We start from the raw sequence: 15538 nt of genomic DNA, 5'->3' as shown, positions 1-15538 counted from the left end.
GAAGCCGTTACTTGATATTCACGCGGGCAATCGTGCCGCCCGAGATGGTCGGCAGGTCCAGCCTGGCGCCGCGCAGGGTGGCCTGCACCACGTCAGGCTTGCCCACCACCAGCACGGCCGGGCCGGTGATATCGAACGTTTCCGTGCTGCCCGCCTTGACCAGGCGCGAAATCAGCGGCGTGCTGCCGGGGCGGCGAATTTCAACCCAGGAATCCTGTTCCACCTTCAGGACCAGCGCATTGGCGCTGGCGACGGCCGGCGCTGCCGCTGGCGTCTCGGCTGCCGGCGCTGGCACGGTGGCAGGCGCTGCGGCCAAGGTTGACGCTGGAGCGGGTGCCGGCGTATCGGTGCTGGTGCTGGTCCCTGCCCCGGCCGGTGGCGGCACGGAAATCAATGGCACCGACGGCGTCTGCACCGGCGACAGATCCTGGCCCGGCTTGATCAGGGTGGTTTCCACCGGCGCGGTCACGCCCGTGTGCACGGCTTCCTTGTCGCCATGGGCAAACAGGGTCTCCGGCACATAACCCATTTTATAGGCGCCAAAAGCGGCGGCGGCCACCACGGCCACGGCGCCGGCGATCCACACGCCGGAATGCGATGAGCGCTGCGTCATCGACGGAAAGCGCGACTCGGAAAACGTGGCCGAAATATCGCGGCGCGCAGGCGCGGCCTGGTGTTCGTGCACCGGCGTCGGCGGATGGACTGCGATCATCGCCACCAGCGGCGCCGCATCGAGCCGCACCACCTTGGCATAGGCGCGCACGAAACCGCGCACCACGGCCAGGTTCGGCAAGGCCGCCACATCGCCCTCTTCCAGCGCCACCACCTGGCGCGGCGCCAGCTTGAGCTGCTCAGCCACCTGCTCCACCGGCCAGCCCAGTGCTTCGCGCTGCGCCTTCAGTTGCGCGCCTGCCGACGCAAGATTGCCCTGCGGCTGCTGCTGAGGTGTTTCTGCCCGCTCTGAATTCATTGGTATCCCTGTCTCACTCATCAAACGCCCCACTTTGATAAGCAGCATATTCGGGCGAGCCGGAATGGTGGCGGCGCAATTGCGCCACCAGGCCAGCTTCCGCACCCGCATCTCCGAGCTTATGCCGCACCTTGATCGCTAGCCACAGCACATCGGCCGTCTGGCTTTCCATAATCGTTACACCGCCGAGGCGCTCCAGATAGCGCGCCGCCTGCCGGTAGTCCTGCTGTTCGTAATACGTGCGCGCCAGTCCGGCGTAAGTGCTTGCCACGCCCGGCGCCAAGCGCTCCGCGCGCAGCCAGTAAGCGCTCGCACGCGCATAATCTTTCATTGCCAGACTGCAAGCGCCGCCATTGTTCAGCGCCTTTTCCGGCGACAGATAGGCAGCATCTTGCAGCGCCGCGTCAAAATACGCCAGCGATTGCGCCGCGCGCCCGGTCTGGCACAGGAACTGGCCGTAATTATTGCTCAACTCGGGATTGTGGGGCGCAAGGCGCAATGCGTAAAGAAAATCTTTTTCAGCAGGCGCAGGCTGGCGCATGGCGGCGAGGATCAGCGCGCGCATGCCGTAAGCCTGGGCGTCGCCCGGCGCCAGAGTAAGCGCCCGCTCCACCTCTGTCAAGGCAACGCCGAACTGGCCTTGCTCATAGTAGGCGCTGGCCAGCTGCAGGCGCAGCGCGGCACGTTCGCGCAAGGAGGCGGCCTGCCCGTCGTCCGAGGTGGAAGCACAGCCGGCCAGCAGCACGGCCAGGCTGACAGCAGCCACGGCAAGCGCGCGAGGGTAAGCCATGCCTCCCCGCATCAGGAGCGGATCTCGACGATCTTGCCGAAATTGGCGCCGAACTTTTGCTGGTATTCCGTCATCTTTTCCATCCGCTCCTGCACCCGCGTGCGGTCCTTGACTTCGCCGGCCAGCTGGCCGCAGGCCGCATCGATATCGTCGCCGCGCGTCTTGCGCACGGTGGTGATGATGCCGCCATCCATCAGCACCTGGGCAAACGCCTTGATGCGCGGGTTTTTCGAGCGGAACAGGCCCGACTCGGGGAAGGGATTGAACGGGATCAGGTTGAACTTGCAGTTCACGCCGAACTCGCGGTCCTGCACCAGCGCCAGCAGTTCGCGCGCGTGTTCGTCGCTGTCGTTGACGCCGTCCAGCATGCAGTATTCGAAGGTGATGAAGTCGCGCGGCGCGAATTCCAGATAGCGCTTGCAGGCCGCCATCAACTCCTTCAACGGGTATTTCTTGTTCAGCGGAATCAAGCCATCGCGCAAGGTATCGTTCGAGGCGTGCAGCGAGACGGCCAGCGCCACCGGCACTTCCTGCGACAACTTGTCCATCATCGGCACCACGCCCGAGGTCGACAGGGTCACGCGGCGGCGCGACAGGCCGTAGGCGTTATCGTCGAGCATCAATTTGAGGGCGGTGACGGTCGGCTCGAAGTTCAGCAGCGGCTCGCCCATGCCCATCATCACCACGTTGGTGATCTGGCGTTCGCCCTTCGGGCCCGGCTCGATGCCCTTGGTGCGGCGCAGTTCGAATTCCGCCATCCACAGCTGGCCGATGATCTCGCCCACGCTGAGGTTGCGGTTGAAGCCCTGCTTGCCGGTCGAGCAGAAACGGCAGTTGACGGCGCAGCCGGCCTGGGTCGAAATGCACAGGGTGCCGCGATTTTCTTCCGGGATGAACACGGTTTCCACGGCATTGCCATTGCCCACGTCGACCAGCCACTTGCGCGTGCCGTCGGTGGAGGTATGGTCGCTGATGATGGCCGGGGCGCGCACTTCGGCACGCGTGGCCAGCTTGTCGCGCAGCGACTTGGCCAGGTCGGTCATGGCGTCGAAGTCGGAGGCGCCAAACTGATGTATCCAGCGTTGCAATTGTTTCGCACGAAACGGTTTCTCTCCCAACTCGGCGCAATAAGCGATCAGCTGCGCGGGATCGAGGTCCAGCAAGTTGGTGAGGGTAGTCGTCGTCATGATGTTGCCTATTCTAAAAATCCGTCCCCGCGCGCACAGAAAAATCAGGCGCAGCGGGAACAGGGGTGATAAAGTTATTTCACAGATAACGCCAGGAAATAACGTTATCCAAGGCGATTAGGCCTTCAGTTCTGGGAAGAAGTAAGCGATTTCCACTTGACCAGCTTCGACAGCGTCCGAACCGTGTACGGCGTTGGCATCGATCGAATCGGCGAAATCGGCGCGGATCGTGCCTTTTTCCGCTTTTTTCGGATCCGTTGCGCCCATCAGGTCACGGTGGGCCAGAACGGCGTTTTCGCCTTCCAGGGCCTGGATCATGACTGGACCGGAAACCATGAAGGTCACCAGGTCGTTGAAGAAGCCGCGCTCTTTGTGCGCTGCGTAGAAGCCTTCAGCTTGTTCGCGCGTCAGTTGGGTCATGCGGGCTGCAACGATCTTCAGGCCAGCGTTTTCGAAACGGCTGTAGATTTGGCCGATTACGTTTTTTGCAACTGCGTCTGGTTTGATGATTGACAGGGTGCGTTCGATTGCCATGTGTGAAAACTCCAATAAAAAGAAAGGTTTAAAACAATAATTGATAGTTCAATCAACCTTCGATTTTACCATACTACGCTTCATGTCACCCAGCATGACAGTCAGGTTCCTGCAACCCGGATGCGTTTAATGGAATCTTAAGCTGGTTTTTTTGCAAAAAAGCGGGTCCATGCTATCCTTGCACAAAGAAGTAAATCGATTTGACAACACGGAGGCTTTATGAATCAGAACATGCAACGCACCTTTGACCTGTCGGGAGGCATGCAACAAGTACGCCACCAGGTCTTGCGCAATACCTACTGGCTGCTGGCGCTGTCCATGATACCGACCGTGCTGGGCGCTTTCATCGGTGTGCAGATGCACCTGCCGATGCTGACCGGCGGCATGGGCTTCATCATCTTCATGGTGGTGGCGTTCGGCTTCATGTACGCGATTGAAAAAACCAAGAACTCGGGCCTCGGCGTCGCCGTCCTGCTGGGCTTCACTTTCTTCATGGGCCTGATGCTCACGCCTATCCTGACCCGCACCCTGGGCTACTCGAACGGCGGCATGCTGATCATGACGGCCTTCGGCGGCACGGCCACCATCCTGGCCGTGATGGCGACTATCGCCACGGTATCGAAGCGTGATTTTTCGGCAATGGGCAAATGGCTGTTCGCCGGCGTGATCGTGCTGATCCTGGCGTCGGTAGCGAATATCTTCCTGGGCCTGTCGGCACTGTCGATCGTGATCTCGGTCGTGGCGATTGCGATCTTCTCGGCCTACATCCTGTATGACGTGCAGCAGATCATCAACGGCGGCGAGACCAACTACATCTCGGCCACCCTGCGCATCTACCTGGACGTGTACAACATCTTCACCAGCCTGCTGTCCCTGCTGGGCTTCGCCGGCGGCAGCCGCGATTAAGCGCCGTTACAAAAACGCCCATGGCTGCGTTGCGGCGCCTCGCCGTACTAGCGTACTGCCTTCGGCGCCACGCCTTGCCCTGAACGTTTTTGCGAAGCGCTTATAATTGGAATGATGCAGCAACAAAAAAACCGGCTTCGGCCGGTTTTTTTACGTCCATCAAATCGCATCGCCAAAAACAAGCTCATCAGCAAGGCTCGTTAGAACCCCCGTCCCCTGCACAGGCTATCCGGGCCAAGCGGGCCCGAAAAATGTCGAGGGCAAGGAGCTGCAACGCAGCCATCGGCATTTTCTCGGGCCCGCGTCTCCGGCCCGCTGTTTTTACGCTTTACGCCATCAGATCAAACACCGCCATCGACTCCACATGCGAAGTATGCGGAAACATGTTCACTACACCCGCCTTGCTGAGCTTGTAACCGGCTTCCAGCACCAGGATGCCGGCGTCGCGCGCCAGGGTCGACGGGCTGCACGATACATAGACGATACGTTTGGGCAGCATCTCCGGGCGCACCTGCGCCAAGCCCACCAGCGCCTGGCACAGGGCCATGGCGCCGTCGCGCGGCGGGTCGACCAGGATGCGGTCGAACTTGCCCAGGGCGATCAGGTCGTCGGTGGTGACTTCGAACAGATTGCGGGTCGAGAACGAGGTTTTTTCCGACAAGCCATTGGCCAGCGCGTTTTCCAGCGCGCGCTCGGTCAGGGTGGTGCTGCCTTCGATGCCGACCACTTCGCTGCCCTGCGTCGCCAGCGGCAAGGTGAAATTGCCCAGGCCGCAGAACAGGTCGGCCACGCGATCTGTCGATTGGACTTCCAGCAGGCGCAGCGCTTTCGACACCAGCACGCGGTTGATATGGTGGTTCACCTGGGTAAAGTCGACCGGCTTGAACGGCATGCGCACGTTGAATTCCGGCAGCAGGTAATGCAGCTGCTTGTCGAGCGGATAGAACGGCACCGCCGTCTCCGGCCCTTTTACCTGCAGCCACCATTGCACGCCGTATTCGTCGGCAAACGCTTTCAGCTTGGTTTCATCGTCCGCGGTCAACGGCGCCATGATGCGCAGCACCATGGCGGTAACGTCTTCGCCGATGGCCAGCTCGATCTGCGGCATCTGGTCGAAGATGGACAGCGAACCGATCAGCGCGCGCAGCGGCAGCAGCATGGCGGAGATATGCGGCGGCAGGATTTCGCAGCTGTCGATATCGGCGACAAAGGCCGATTTCTTTTCATGGAAACCGACCAGCACCGTCTCTTTTTTCTTTACGTGGCGCACCGACAGGCGCGCGCGGTAGCGGTAGCCCCAGGTTGGGCCGTACATCGGGCGCATGATGTTCTCGGCGCGCACCTTGCCGATATGCCAGAGGTTGTCTTCCAGCACACGCTGCTTGATGGCGACCTGGGCCGATGGCTCCAGGTGCTGCATCGAGCAGCCGCCGCAGTAATCGAAATGCTTGCACTTGGGCGTGACGCGCAGCGACGACTCGCGGTGCAGCGCCGTCATGCGGGCCGCTTCCCAGTTCTTCTTCTTCTTGAACGTCACGAAGCTGACCCGTTCGCCCGGCAAGGCGCCTTCGACGAACACGACCTTGCCCGGCGAGCCGTCTTCATTCTCGATATGGCCGACGCCGCGCGCGTCCATGTCGAGCGATTTGATTTCGATGATATTTTCTTGCATAGCGATCAATAGGTAAAAGTGGGCCAGGACGCAGGGCCGCGCTGAAACTTGAAGGAGAACAGGGAAAGGTCAGGCGCCGCGAGCGGGGCGTATGATAGCAGATGCAGGCCCCGAATAGCCGGGCCAGCCTGTGTTGGAACAGTCAGAGCAAGGAGTCGCGCACCACGCCGCGTGCCGCCATGGCCCGTTTCAATTTGATCAGGGCCTCCTGCTGGATCTGGCGTACCCGTTCGCGCGTGACGCCCATTTCCTCGGCCAGGGTTTCCAGGGTGGCCGGATCGTCGTTGTCGAGACCGAAGCGGCGCATGATCACCACGCGCTGCTTGTCGGGCAGTTTGCTCAGCCAGTCGCGCACCAGCACCGTCATTTCATGGTGTTCGGCGCGCGCGTCGGGACTGTCTTCGCTGGCGCCGGGCAGCATGTCCATCAGGGAAGATTGCGGATCGTTGTCGAGCGGGGCGTCGAGCGAGGTGGCGTGTTCGGACAGCGCCAGGATATCCTGCACCTCCTCCACCGGCCGCCCCACCAGGTGGGCGATGTCTTCGGCCGACGCATCCTTGCCGTCGTGGTGCTGCGCTTCGAGGTGGTATTTGCCGCGCAGGATCTGATTCAGTTCGCGCACCATGTGCACCGGCAGGCGCACCGTGCGCGCCTGGTTCATGATGGCGCGCTCGATGCTCTGGCGTATCCACCAGGTGGCGTAGGTAGAAAAACGGAAACCGCGCTCGGGCTCGAACTTGTCGATGGCACGCATCAGGCCGATGTTGCCTTCCTCGATCATGTCGAGCAGCACCACGCCGCGGTTGATGTAATGCTTGGCGATCGACACGACCAGGCGCAGGTTGTGCTCGATCATGGTTTGCCGCGCTTCGAAATTGCCCTGCTTGGCCAGGGTCGCGTAATGCACTTCCTGCGGCGCCGTCAGCAGCGGACGCGTGCCGATCTGGTTCAGGTAGTGCTGGGTGGTATCGGTCGACAGTTCGGCCGCCAGCACTTTTTTCAATTCGTCGACGCTGTCGACCACCACGGTGGCAACCACCGCGTCACCGGCCCCGGCCGGATCTATGCCGTCGAGCTCGCCGTCATCATCAGTCAGTACCTCGTCCGCCACTTCGTCGTGCGGGTCCGGTTCGTCATCATGCGGATCGTGCGGCGTGTTTTTCATTGCTTTACCTAACGGTTAGGCAGGAACTTGGACGGATCGACAGGCTTGCCCTGCTGGCGGATTTCAAAGTGGAGCTTGACGCGGTCGGCATCGGAATCGCCCATTTCGGCGATGGCCTGGCCCTTGTTGACGCTCTGCCCTTCCTTCACCAGAATGCTGCGGTTATGCGCGTAAGCCGACAATAAACTGTTACTGTGCTTCACGATAACAAGGTTACCATAACCTCGGATGCCGCTGCCAGCGTACATTACTTTTCCGGCGCCGGCGGCCACCACTTGCTGGCCGGCCTTGCCGGCGATATCGACGCCCTTGTTCTTGCCTTCGTCGAAGGTACCGATCACCTTGCCTTCTGACGGCCACATCCAGCTGAGCTTTTCATCGCCGGCGGCGACCACGGCGGCGGCCGGCGCGCCGGTCCCGCTGGTGGCCACGGCGGCTTTGGCCGGCACGGCCAGCGGCGCCGCCGGCGGGGCCGCTGGCGGGGACTCGGCCACGCCGGCATCGCTGCGCAGTTCGGCCAGGGTGGCATCGGAATACGGCCGCTTCTCGCCGCGCGGACCGTTCTTTTTCGGCACCACCGGCGCGGCGCGGCGCACTTCGGTAATGGCCGGCATGACGACGGCCGAGGTCTGGGCGCCGCCCGTGTCGCCGGTCGGCGGCAGCACGCGCAATACCTGGTCGACCTTGATGTCGTTCACATCGCTGATGTTATTCCATGCCGCCAGGTCGCGGTAGTTCTGGCCATGTTCAAGCGCGATGCGCAACAGGGTGTCGCCGCGTTTGACGGTGTACAGGGCCGGATCGCGGTCACGCGCCTCGCTGGCCGAGGCCGTGCCTGGCGTATGCTGGCGTTCGACCACGGGCGCCTGCACGCCGGTGGTGCCGCAAGCGCTGAGCAGCATGGCCAGCGTGATGGCGCTGAGGAGTACCTTGGTTTGTTTCATCATTCGCATGTCGTTATCTGTCCTGCTTGCTGGCTGATCCGCGGATCAGATGGTGCCCGGGCGCAAAGGCACGAAATGGCAGTCTTCCAGCGCTGCGCTGGTCCACTCCATTTTTCCTACCCGGGTAATGAGTTGTAAATGCTGCAATTTGTCGCCCACCGGCGCCACCAGGCGCCCGCCTATCGTCAATTGCTCCAACAGGGCTTGCGGCACTTCCAGGCCGGCTGCGGCAAGGATGATCCCGTCAAAGGGCGCCGCCTGCGGCAGACCGAGCATACCATCTCCGTACTGCAAACGCAGGTTCGGCACGCGCAGCGGGCGCAAGTTGGCCTTGGCCAGCTCGTGCAGCGGCTTGATGCGCTCGATGGAAAACACCTCCTTCGCCACCCGCGACAGCACCGTCGCCTGGTAGCCGCAGCCGGTGCCGATCTCGAGCACGCGCTGCAGGGCGCCACCATTGCGCATCACTTCGATCATGCGCGCCACGATATACGGTTGGGAAATGGTTTGCTGGTGGCCGATCGGCAAGGACGCGTCGATATACGCCTGCGAGGCGAACGCCTCGTCCATGAACAGATGGCGCGGCACGGCCTGCATGGCGTCGAGCACCAGCTGGTCCTTGACGCCCTGCTTGACGATGCGCGCCACCATGGCACGCCGCACCGCGTCCGAGACCAGCGGATTTTGCCTGGGTGCCGCCGCCGGCAAGGGCTGCGCGCGCTGGTTGGCGATCGCCTGCGCGCGTGACGGCGTGATGCCGTTGGGCGCGCCATAAGTGGGCGCAGCGCCGCGCACGGCGTTTTGCGCCTTGTTCTGGGTCGCCGTTTGCGGCGTGGCGATGCGCGACTGGGCCAGCGTGGGCGCCGCGCCCTGGCGCGACGGCTTGCCGGCCAGCGCATCGAGCGACAAAGGGAAACTGCGCGGCTTGTCGCTCATGCCAGGCCTTTCGACAGCGCGTCGAGTTGCGCCACATGGGTCAGGTCGATCTGCAGCGGCGTGATCGACACCTGCCCTTGCGCCACCGCATGAAAGTCGGTGCCGGGACCGGCTTCGCGGGTCGCGCCCACCGGACCGATCCAGAAAATTTCGCGGCCGCGCGGATCGAGCGCGCGGATCACCGGCTCGGCCGAATGGCGCTTGCCCAGCCGGGTGGCGGTAATGCCCTGCAGCTGCTCGTATGGAATGGCAGGAATATTCACGTTCAGCAGATACGGCTTTTGCAATTCGTCGAAGCGGCGCTCGACGATGTCGCGCGCCACGCGCGCGGCCGCATCGAGATTGACCCAGCCATACTCGGCCTGCGAGAAGGCGATCGCCGGGATGCCGAACAGATAGCCTTCCGTGGCGGCCGCCACCGTTCCCGAATACAGGGTGTCGTCGCCCATGTTGGGGCCGTTGTTGATGCCAGACACCACCAGGTCGGGCCGCTCCAGCATCATGCCGGTCAGCGCCACGTGCACGCAGTCGGTCGGCGTACCGTTGACATAATAAAAGCCGTTGCCGGCCTTGTGCACCGACAGCGGCCGGTCCAGCGACAGGGAATTGGACGCGCCCGAGCGATTGCTGTCGGGCGCCACCACCACGATCTCGGCGATCGGCGCCAAGGCATCGGCCAGGGCGGCCAGGCCCGGCGCCAGGTAGCCATCGTCATTACTGATTAAAATTCTCATGCCGAGATTTTACCCGAAGCAACGCTTCTGCTGCGCGTGGACGACGATGCAATACGGCATTTTTTTGCATTACAAACAACCCCGATTCAACGCTGTTCGATACCCGCTTCCGACAACGCCCCCTCCAGCGCCTGCACTTCATCTTCCTGCAGCGCAAACAGCGCGTCGAGGTCACCCTGCAGCTTGTACAGGTGCTTGAGCTGGGCCATGCCGCGCTTGCGCAGCTTGCCCGGCACGCCGGGGCGCAGCAGGCAGGACTTCAGGTGTTCGGCCAGTTCGCCGGCCTGGCGATATTGCTCGCGCTCGATCATGCCCTGCAGCATGGCGATCATGCTGGCCAGGCTCTCCGGCGCGTCCGTATCGGACACGCCGTGGTCGGCCAGGATGGCTTGCTGCTGCATGGTGCCGGCCAGCTGCTTGCGGCTGTGCAAGGTATCGAGATGATGCTCGCCCAGCACGCGCGCATGCACTTCCAGCACCTGCTCCTGCACGCTGCGGGCGGCCTCGAGTTCACCGCGCCGCAGCAGCGCCTCGGCCAGCTTGCGCTGGCTCATCAGTGTTTCAGGATGGTCGAGTCCGCGCGTGCGCTCGCGCGCCGCCACCTGGTTTTCATGCAGCAGGCGCGCACCGGCCCAGTCGCCCAGCCCGGACACGATATCGGCCAGGCGGTCGCGCGTGGCCAGGGTGGCCGGATGGTCGAGGCCCAGGGTGCGTTCCTGCGCCTGCAATATGGCGTCGAGCAACTGGCGCGCACCGTCCAGGTCGCCCTGCCGGCCCAGCACCTGGGCCAGCGCGAGCTTGCTGTGCAGGGTGTCGCCATGCTCGGCGCCAAACAGGCGCGCGCGCGCGGCCACCACGGTCTCCAGCAATTGCCGCGCCTCGTCCAGACTGCCCATGTGCAACAAGGTGGTGGCGCGGCAGTCCATCGCGCTCAGGGTGCGGGGATGCTCATTGCCCAGCTGGCGCAACTGGCTGGCCAGCACCGCATCCTGCAGGGCCAGCGCGGCCGCATAATCGCCCTGGCGCATCAGGGTCTGCGCCAGGCAGGCCTTGGCAGCCAGGGTATCGGCATGTTCGGCGCCCTGCAGCCGCTCGCGTGCCTCGGCCACGTCTTCTTCCAGCTGGCGCGCTTCGCCCAGGCTGCCCAGCTGGCGCAGCAGGCGCGCCATGCCGCTCTTGCCGGCCAGGGTATCGATATGCTCGCCACCCAATATGCGGGTGCGGATCTCGACGCTTTGCCGGAAGGCGTCGAGCGCCTGTTCCGGCCGGCCGTCTTTGCGGTACAGCTCGCCCAGCCGGGCCAGGTCGCGCGCCAGCGGCAGGGCCACGGCGCGGCCCGGTTCGAGCTGCAGCGCCCGCCGTGCCTCGTCGATGGCGGCCAGCAGGCCGATCTCGCGGCTCGACTGCCACGGAAAATAGCCGCCCGTCAGCCATTGCAGAAAGGCTTCGAAGGTGCGCGTCAGCGAAAAACGGTCGCCGCCCTGGTCGATGCGCACGGCCAGCTGCTCGCCATAGGCGAAGGTCTTGGTCTGCTGCAGCTGGACTTCATCGAAATAGCTGTCGAGCGCGATCTGCGACAGGCCGTACGAGGTACGCAGCAGGCGCTCGAACATCGGCTGGTAGCCGGCGATACCCTTGTAGCTGTCGCCGCGGCGCCATTCCGCACGCTGTGCGCCGTCGCCCATTTCGATGCGCGACGGCAGCGGATACACCAGCAGCTGGCGTTGTTCATCTTCATGACTGCGCCGGTATTCGATGGCGCGCGTCACCAGCGCATCGACGCCTTCCAGGCTTTGCCGGTTCGGCGTGAAGACCACCACCAGTTTCCTGGGCAGCAAGGTGGTGCAGATGCCGGCGCTGTCGGTGCGGCCGGTGCGCGAATCGACCAGCACGTAGCGGAAGTGCCGCGCCAGGGTATCGGCAAAGCAGCGAAACAGCGCCGGGCAGGCGTCGAACAACTGATCCCAGCGCATCTGCGCCAGCCGTTCGCTGTAGCTGGCGTCGAAACGCCCGGCGCGCATCAGGTACAAGGGACTGCCCTGGTCGACCCGCACCACGTATTGCTGCCAGTCGATGGCGTCGAGCACGCGCTCGGCCAGCGCCGCATAGTCCTGCTCGCCGCCCGGCCCGTGGCCCGCCGGATGCATGGCGCCCAGGCGTTCGAGCTGTTCGCGGCAAGCCTCGAAGAACTCCAGCACGCCAGGACACTCCTCGTGCTGCTCGAAATAATGGTGCAGGCCGGGCGCCTCCATGTCCCAGTCCAGCATCAACACCGGCACGCTGGCGTTGTCGCGGCGCGCCAGCAGCACCGCGATATTCGACAGGGCCATGGTGCGGCCGGTACCGCCCTTGTAGGAGTAAAAGGTGACGACTTCACCAGGGGCGCTCAAAGGCGGCAGGGACAGGCGTGGGCATTCCATGGCGGGGACCTTTAACGTGGGAAGTGAGGGGGCGGCACCGCGCGCCACTGCGGCGGGATATCCGGCAGGACGAAGCGGCTGCAATCATGACCTGGCGGTGTCGAGCGCTTGAGCAATTGATAATGCCGGGCGATGCGCTGCACGATTTTCTTGATATCGGGCAGATATTGCGGATTCGATTTCAGGTCGCCGCTGGCCAGCGTGTAGGCGGAAAAATCGACGTAGAAGCCGGGGCCGGCGATTTGCGCCGGCAGGCCGTCGGGGTGCTGCGTCATGATGATGGGGATGATCAAATGGCTGGGCAGTTCGTACCAGCTGCGGCGCTCCTGCTCGATCAATTGCATGGCGGCAAACTCGCGCCGCGTATAGCCATGGGCTTCGTATTTGGGCGTGTACAGCACGATCATGCACACGCTTTCGCACATGGCGCGCGCCACGCGACGGTCGAGGTCATCGCCGCCACCGAGCTGTTCGCTGTCGATGAACAGGGCGTCTTCGCGGTCGAGGTGGGGTTCCAGGTAGCACGACAGGGCTTCCACGAGATCGTTCTTGAACTTGTTCATGAAAGCGAAATTTCCGTGCGCATAGCTTAAGAAACAGCCGTAGCGGATATCCATGGCATCCCCCCTGTTCCCGGTACTACCCTCCCGTCACCGCATGTTGACCGACAAGGACTGCGTCCACTGTAAACCGCTGAGCACGTCCATATTTGCGCACGCGCAAACATCGTCGCCTCAGGCCGCGACGCCGAAACATGCCAGAATCAAGCCTGAATATGCCAATTATTGGCGTATCAGGCGCGCACGCAAGCTGCGCGGCCATGCGCCAGGTACTTGATTAAAAAGGGAAACTGGCCGGCGCGGGCGCGCCAGCCAGGAAGGTGCCTACGACTTGGCCGGCAGGCTGCGGAAAAACTCGATCACCTCGGCCGTGTCGCGCGTGCGCTTGAACGGCGGCAGGCTTTGCCAGATGCGCTTGCCATACGGCTTGGAAATCAATCGCGGATCGCAGATCATCAGCACGCCGCGGTCGCCCTCGTCGCGGATCAGCCGGCCGGCGCCCTGCTTCAGGTTGATGATGGCTTCCGGCAGCGAATGGTGCATGAAACCGTTCTTGCCCTGCTTTTCCATCACCTCGATGCGCGCCGCCAGTACCGGATCGTCGGGCGGCGCGAACGGCAGCTTGTCGATGATGACCAAGGACAAGGCGTCGCCGCGCACGTCAACGCCTTCCCAGAAACTCTGACTGCCGATCAGCACGCCATTGCCGGCCGCGCGGAACTGGTCCAGCAATTCGGTGCGGCCACGGTCACCCTGCACGAACAGCGGGAAGTCCAGGCCGCGCTGCTTGAATTCGTCGGCCAGCCGTTCGGCCGCCCGCTTCACGGCGCGCAAGGTGGTGCACAGGAAGAAGGTGCGCCCGCCGGCCGCCTCGATGATCGGCAAGGCGCAGTCGATGACGGCATCCGTGTAGCCCAGCGAATTGGGCTGCGGCAGGTTTTGCGGCACGAACAGCAAGCCCTGCTGGCCATAGTCGAACGGCGACGGCCAGGTATGCGACGGTTCGCCCGTCAGCCCCATCTGTTCGGAAAAATGCTTGAAGTCGTTTTTAACGGCCAGGGTGGCCGAGGTAAAGATCCAGCTGCGCGGCGTGCCTTCGCGCTGGTTGTTGAAAATGGGCGCGATCGACAGCGGCGTCTTGTGCAGTTGCAAGGAGCTGGAAAACGCCTCGACCCAGAACACGGCTTCCTCGCCGGCGGCGATCTTTGCCTTCGGGTCGAACTTCCAGCTGCTCAGCTGCTGCGCCAGTTCCACGCCGCGCACGCGGCACTGTTCCAGCGTCTCGGCCCGTTCGGCCTGGGTCTCGAGCACGGCCACCATGCCGTCAAGCTCATCCTTGAGAGTCTCCAGCGCAGGAAAGAAATCGCTCGACGGCGCGATCTGCGGCAAGGACAGGCGCACGATGTCTTGCGGGAAGGTCAGGCGCAGGTCGCGCGCGGCTTTTTCCACCACTGTCACCGTCTTGGCCCAGTCGATGCCACGCGCATGGGCCAGCCCTTCGGCCAGCACGTCGCGGCACAGCTCCAGGATTTGCGAGGTCGACACCGTATTGCCAAAGAACAAGGTGGCGGTATCGGGCAGCTGGTGCGCCTCATCGAAGATGATGGTATTGGCGGACGGCAGCAATTCGGCCACGCCGGTGTCTTTCAGGGCCACGTCGGCGAAGAACAAATGGTGGTTGACCACCACCACGTCGGCCTGCTGGGCTTCCTTGCGCGCCTTCATCACGAAGCAATCCTGGTAATACTGGCATTCGGCGCCCATGCAGGTGTCGCGCGTGGACGTGACCAGGTTCCAGATCATGGCGTTCTCGGGCACCTTGGCCAATTCCGCCTTGTCGCCGGAACTGGTCATTTTCAGGAAGCGTGAAATCTCGCGCAGATGGCCGACGTCGTCGCGCGAGGTCATGCGGCCGTTCTGCAAGGTGCGTTCCAGGTGGTAATGACAGACGTAGTTCGAGCGGCCCTTCAGCAGGGCCACCGAGACCGGCGCCTGCAGCGCGGCGCGCACGGTTGGGATATCGCGCAGGAACAATTGATCCTGCAAATTCTTGGTACCGGTGGAAACAATCGTCTTGCCGCCCCACATCAGGGCCGGCACCAGGTAGGCAAAGGTCTTGCCGGTACCCGTGCCCGCCTCGGCGATCAGGGTGGTCTGGCTGTCGATGGCGTGGGCGATGGCCTTGGCCATCTCGGTTTGCGAGCGGCGCGGCTTGTAGCTGCCCACCGCCGGGCCCAGCGGGCCGCCGGCGCCGAACAGGCGTTCGATGTCGGCGTCGTGCTTGCCGGGTTCGGCTGCCACGACGTCGGCTGGCTCGGGCGGCAAGCCGTCTTGGCTGGCAGGCAATAATTGGTGATCGGTCAAAATAAACTTAGGTAAGGACTGGGCCGGACGCTACTGGCGTCCCTCAGGCGGGCACATCGGGCACCAATTGCATTTTCAGCAAGGTGATATGGTCTTTCAATTGCAATTTGCGCTTTTTCAGGCGCCGCAGTTGCAGCTCGTCATGATGGCCATCGAGCACCAGCAACTCGATGACGGCATCGAGGTCACGGTGTTCGACGTCCAGTTCAATCAGGCGCCGCTGTATATGCTGTGCATCGCTCATGTGTTGCGTTCCAGATAATGTGGGAGTAAACGGGCGCAGGCGTGGCGCGCCTGCGCTGACTCTGCGCCGGCATCACCGGCAAGGCCGTAGTTTAACCTGCCGCGCGCGATAC

General features: G+C 63.2%; 14 protein-coding genes. 1 reads left to right on the top strand and 13 read right to left on the bottom strand.

All coding sequences use genetic code 11. The features are described from left to right. Positions 1–7: 7 nt before the first annotated feature. The 4 genes from Q8L25_RS13400 to ndk form a co-directional block, all read right to left on the bottom strand. A complete protein-coding gene (locus Q8L25_RS13400) occupies positions 8–970 on the bottom strand; it encodes a helix-turn-helix domain-containing protein (protein WP_308925293.1) in 963 nt (320 codons plus the stop codon). 13 nt (positions 971–983) lie between these two features. Further along, complete coding sequence (gene pilW, locus Q8L25_RS13395) at positions 984–1760, bottom strand: type IV pilus biogenesis/stability protein PilW (RefSeq protein ID WP_308925292.1); 777 nt, start codon at positions 1758–1760, stop codon at positions 984–986. Between the two features lie 11 nt (positions 1761–1771). After that, the gene (gene rlmN, locus Q8L25_RS13390; RefSeq protein ID WP_308925291.1) at positions 1772–2947 is read right to left on the bottom strand and encodes a 23S rRNA (adenine(2503)-C(2))-methyltransferase RlmN; all 1176 of its coding nucleotides are present in this window, start codon (positions 2945–2947) and stop codon (positions 1772–1774) included. A 117-nt stretch (positions 2948–3064) separates the two neighbouring features. Beyond that, positions 3065–3481: a nucleoside-diphosphate kinase gene (gene ndk / locus Q8L25_RS13385; protein WP_308925290.1), complete on the bottom strand. Its 417-nt coding sequence runs from the start codon at positions 3479–3481 to the stop codon at positions 3065–3067. A 231-nt stretch (positions 3482–3712) separates the two neighbouring features. On the opposite strand from ndk, the gene Q8L25_RS13380 reads away from it, so the two are divergent. Next, positions 3713–4387 (top strand): Bax inhibitor-1/YccA family protein, encoded by a 675-nt coding sequence (locus Q8L25_RS13380; RefSeq protein WP_374694269.1) that lies wholly within the window; start codon positions 3713–3715, stop codon positions 4385–4387. Between the two features lie 328 nt (positions 4388–4715). On the opposite strand, the gene rlmD is transcribed toward Q8L25_RS13380, so the two are convergent. From rlmD to Q8L25_RS13335, 9 genes are all read right to left on the bottom strand, one after another. Then, on the bottom strand, positions 4716–6059 hold the full coding sequence (rlmD, locus tag Q8L25_RS13375) for a 23S rRNA (uracil(1939)-C(5))-methyltransferase RlmD (RefSeq protein WP_308925288.1): 1344 nt from the start codon (positions 6057–6059) through the stop codon (positions 4716–4718). A gap of 142 nt (positions 6060–6201) precedes the next feature. Beyond that, a complete protein-coding gene (gene rpoS / locus Q8L25_RS13370; protein ID WP_308925287.1) occupies positions 6202–7224 on the bottom strand; it encodes an RNA polymerase sigma factor RpoS in 1023 nt (340 codons plus the stop codon). 8 nt (positions 7225–7232) lie between these two features. Next, positions 7233–8171 carry a peptidoglycan DD-metalloendopeptidase family protein gene (locus Q8L25_RS13365; protein ID WP_308925286.1) on the bottom strand — a complete coding sequence of 313 codons (939 nt, stop codon included), beginning with the start codon at positions 8169–8171 and terminating at the stop codon, positions 7233–7235. 42 nt (positions 8172–8213) lie between these two features. Then, entirely contained in the window at positions 8214–9104 is an 891-nt protein-coding gene (locus Q8L25_RS13360; RefSeq protein ID WP_308925285.1) for a protein-L-isoaspartate(D-aspartate) O-methyltransferase, read from the bottom strand. Further along, positions 9101–9838 (bottom strand): 5'/3'-nucleotidase SurE, encoded by a 738-nt coding sequence (gene surE, locus Q8L25_RS13355; RefSeq protein ID WP_308925284.1) that lies wholly within the window; start codon positions 9836–9838, stop codon positions 9101–9103. The genes Q8L25_RS13360 and surE overlap by 4 nt, the downstream gene beginning before the upstream one ends. An 86-nt stretch (positions 9839–9924) precedes the next feature. Continuing rightward, entirely contained in the window at positions 9925–12258 is a 2334-nt protein-coding gene (locus tag Q8L25_RS13350) for a tetratricopeptide repeat protein (RefSeq protein WP_308925283.1), read from the bottom strand. Between the two features lie 11 nt (positions 12259–12269). Further along, entirely contained in the window at positions 12270–12875 is a 606-nt protein-coding gene (locus Q8L25_RS13345; protein WP_308925282.1) for a toll/interleukin-1 receptor domain-containing protein, read from the bottom strand. 267 nt (positions 12876–13142) lie between these two features. Then, complete coding sequence (locus Q8L25_RS13340) at positions 13143–15164, bottom strand: ATP-dependent DNA helicase (RefSeq protein ID WP_308925281.1); 2022 nt, start codon at positions 15162–15164, stop codon at positions 13143–13145. Between the two features lie 61 nt (positions 15165–15225). Next, a complete protein-coding gene (locus Q8L25_RS13335) occupies positions 15226–15426 on the bottom strand; it encodes a YdcH family protein (RefSeq protein ID WP_065310554.1) in 201 nt (66 codons plus the stop codon). Positions 15427–15538 lie beyond the last annotated feature (112 nt).

This window comes from Janthinobacterium sp. J1-1, assembly GCF_030944405.1.
Classification (GTDB): Bacteria; Pseudomonadota; Gammaproteobacteria; order Burkholderiales; family Burkholderiaceae_D; genus Janthinobacterium.
Note: the sequence above shows the minus strand (reverse complement) of the source record. Positions and strands in the feature narration are given on the sequence as shown.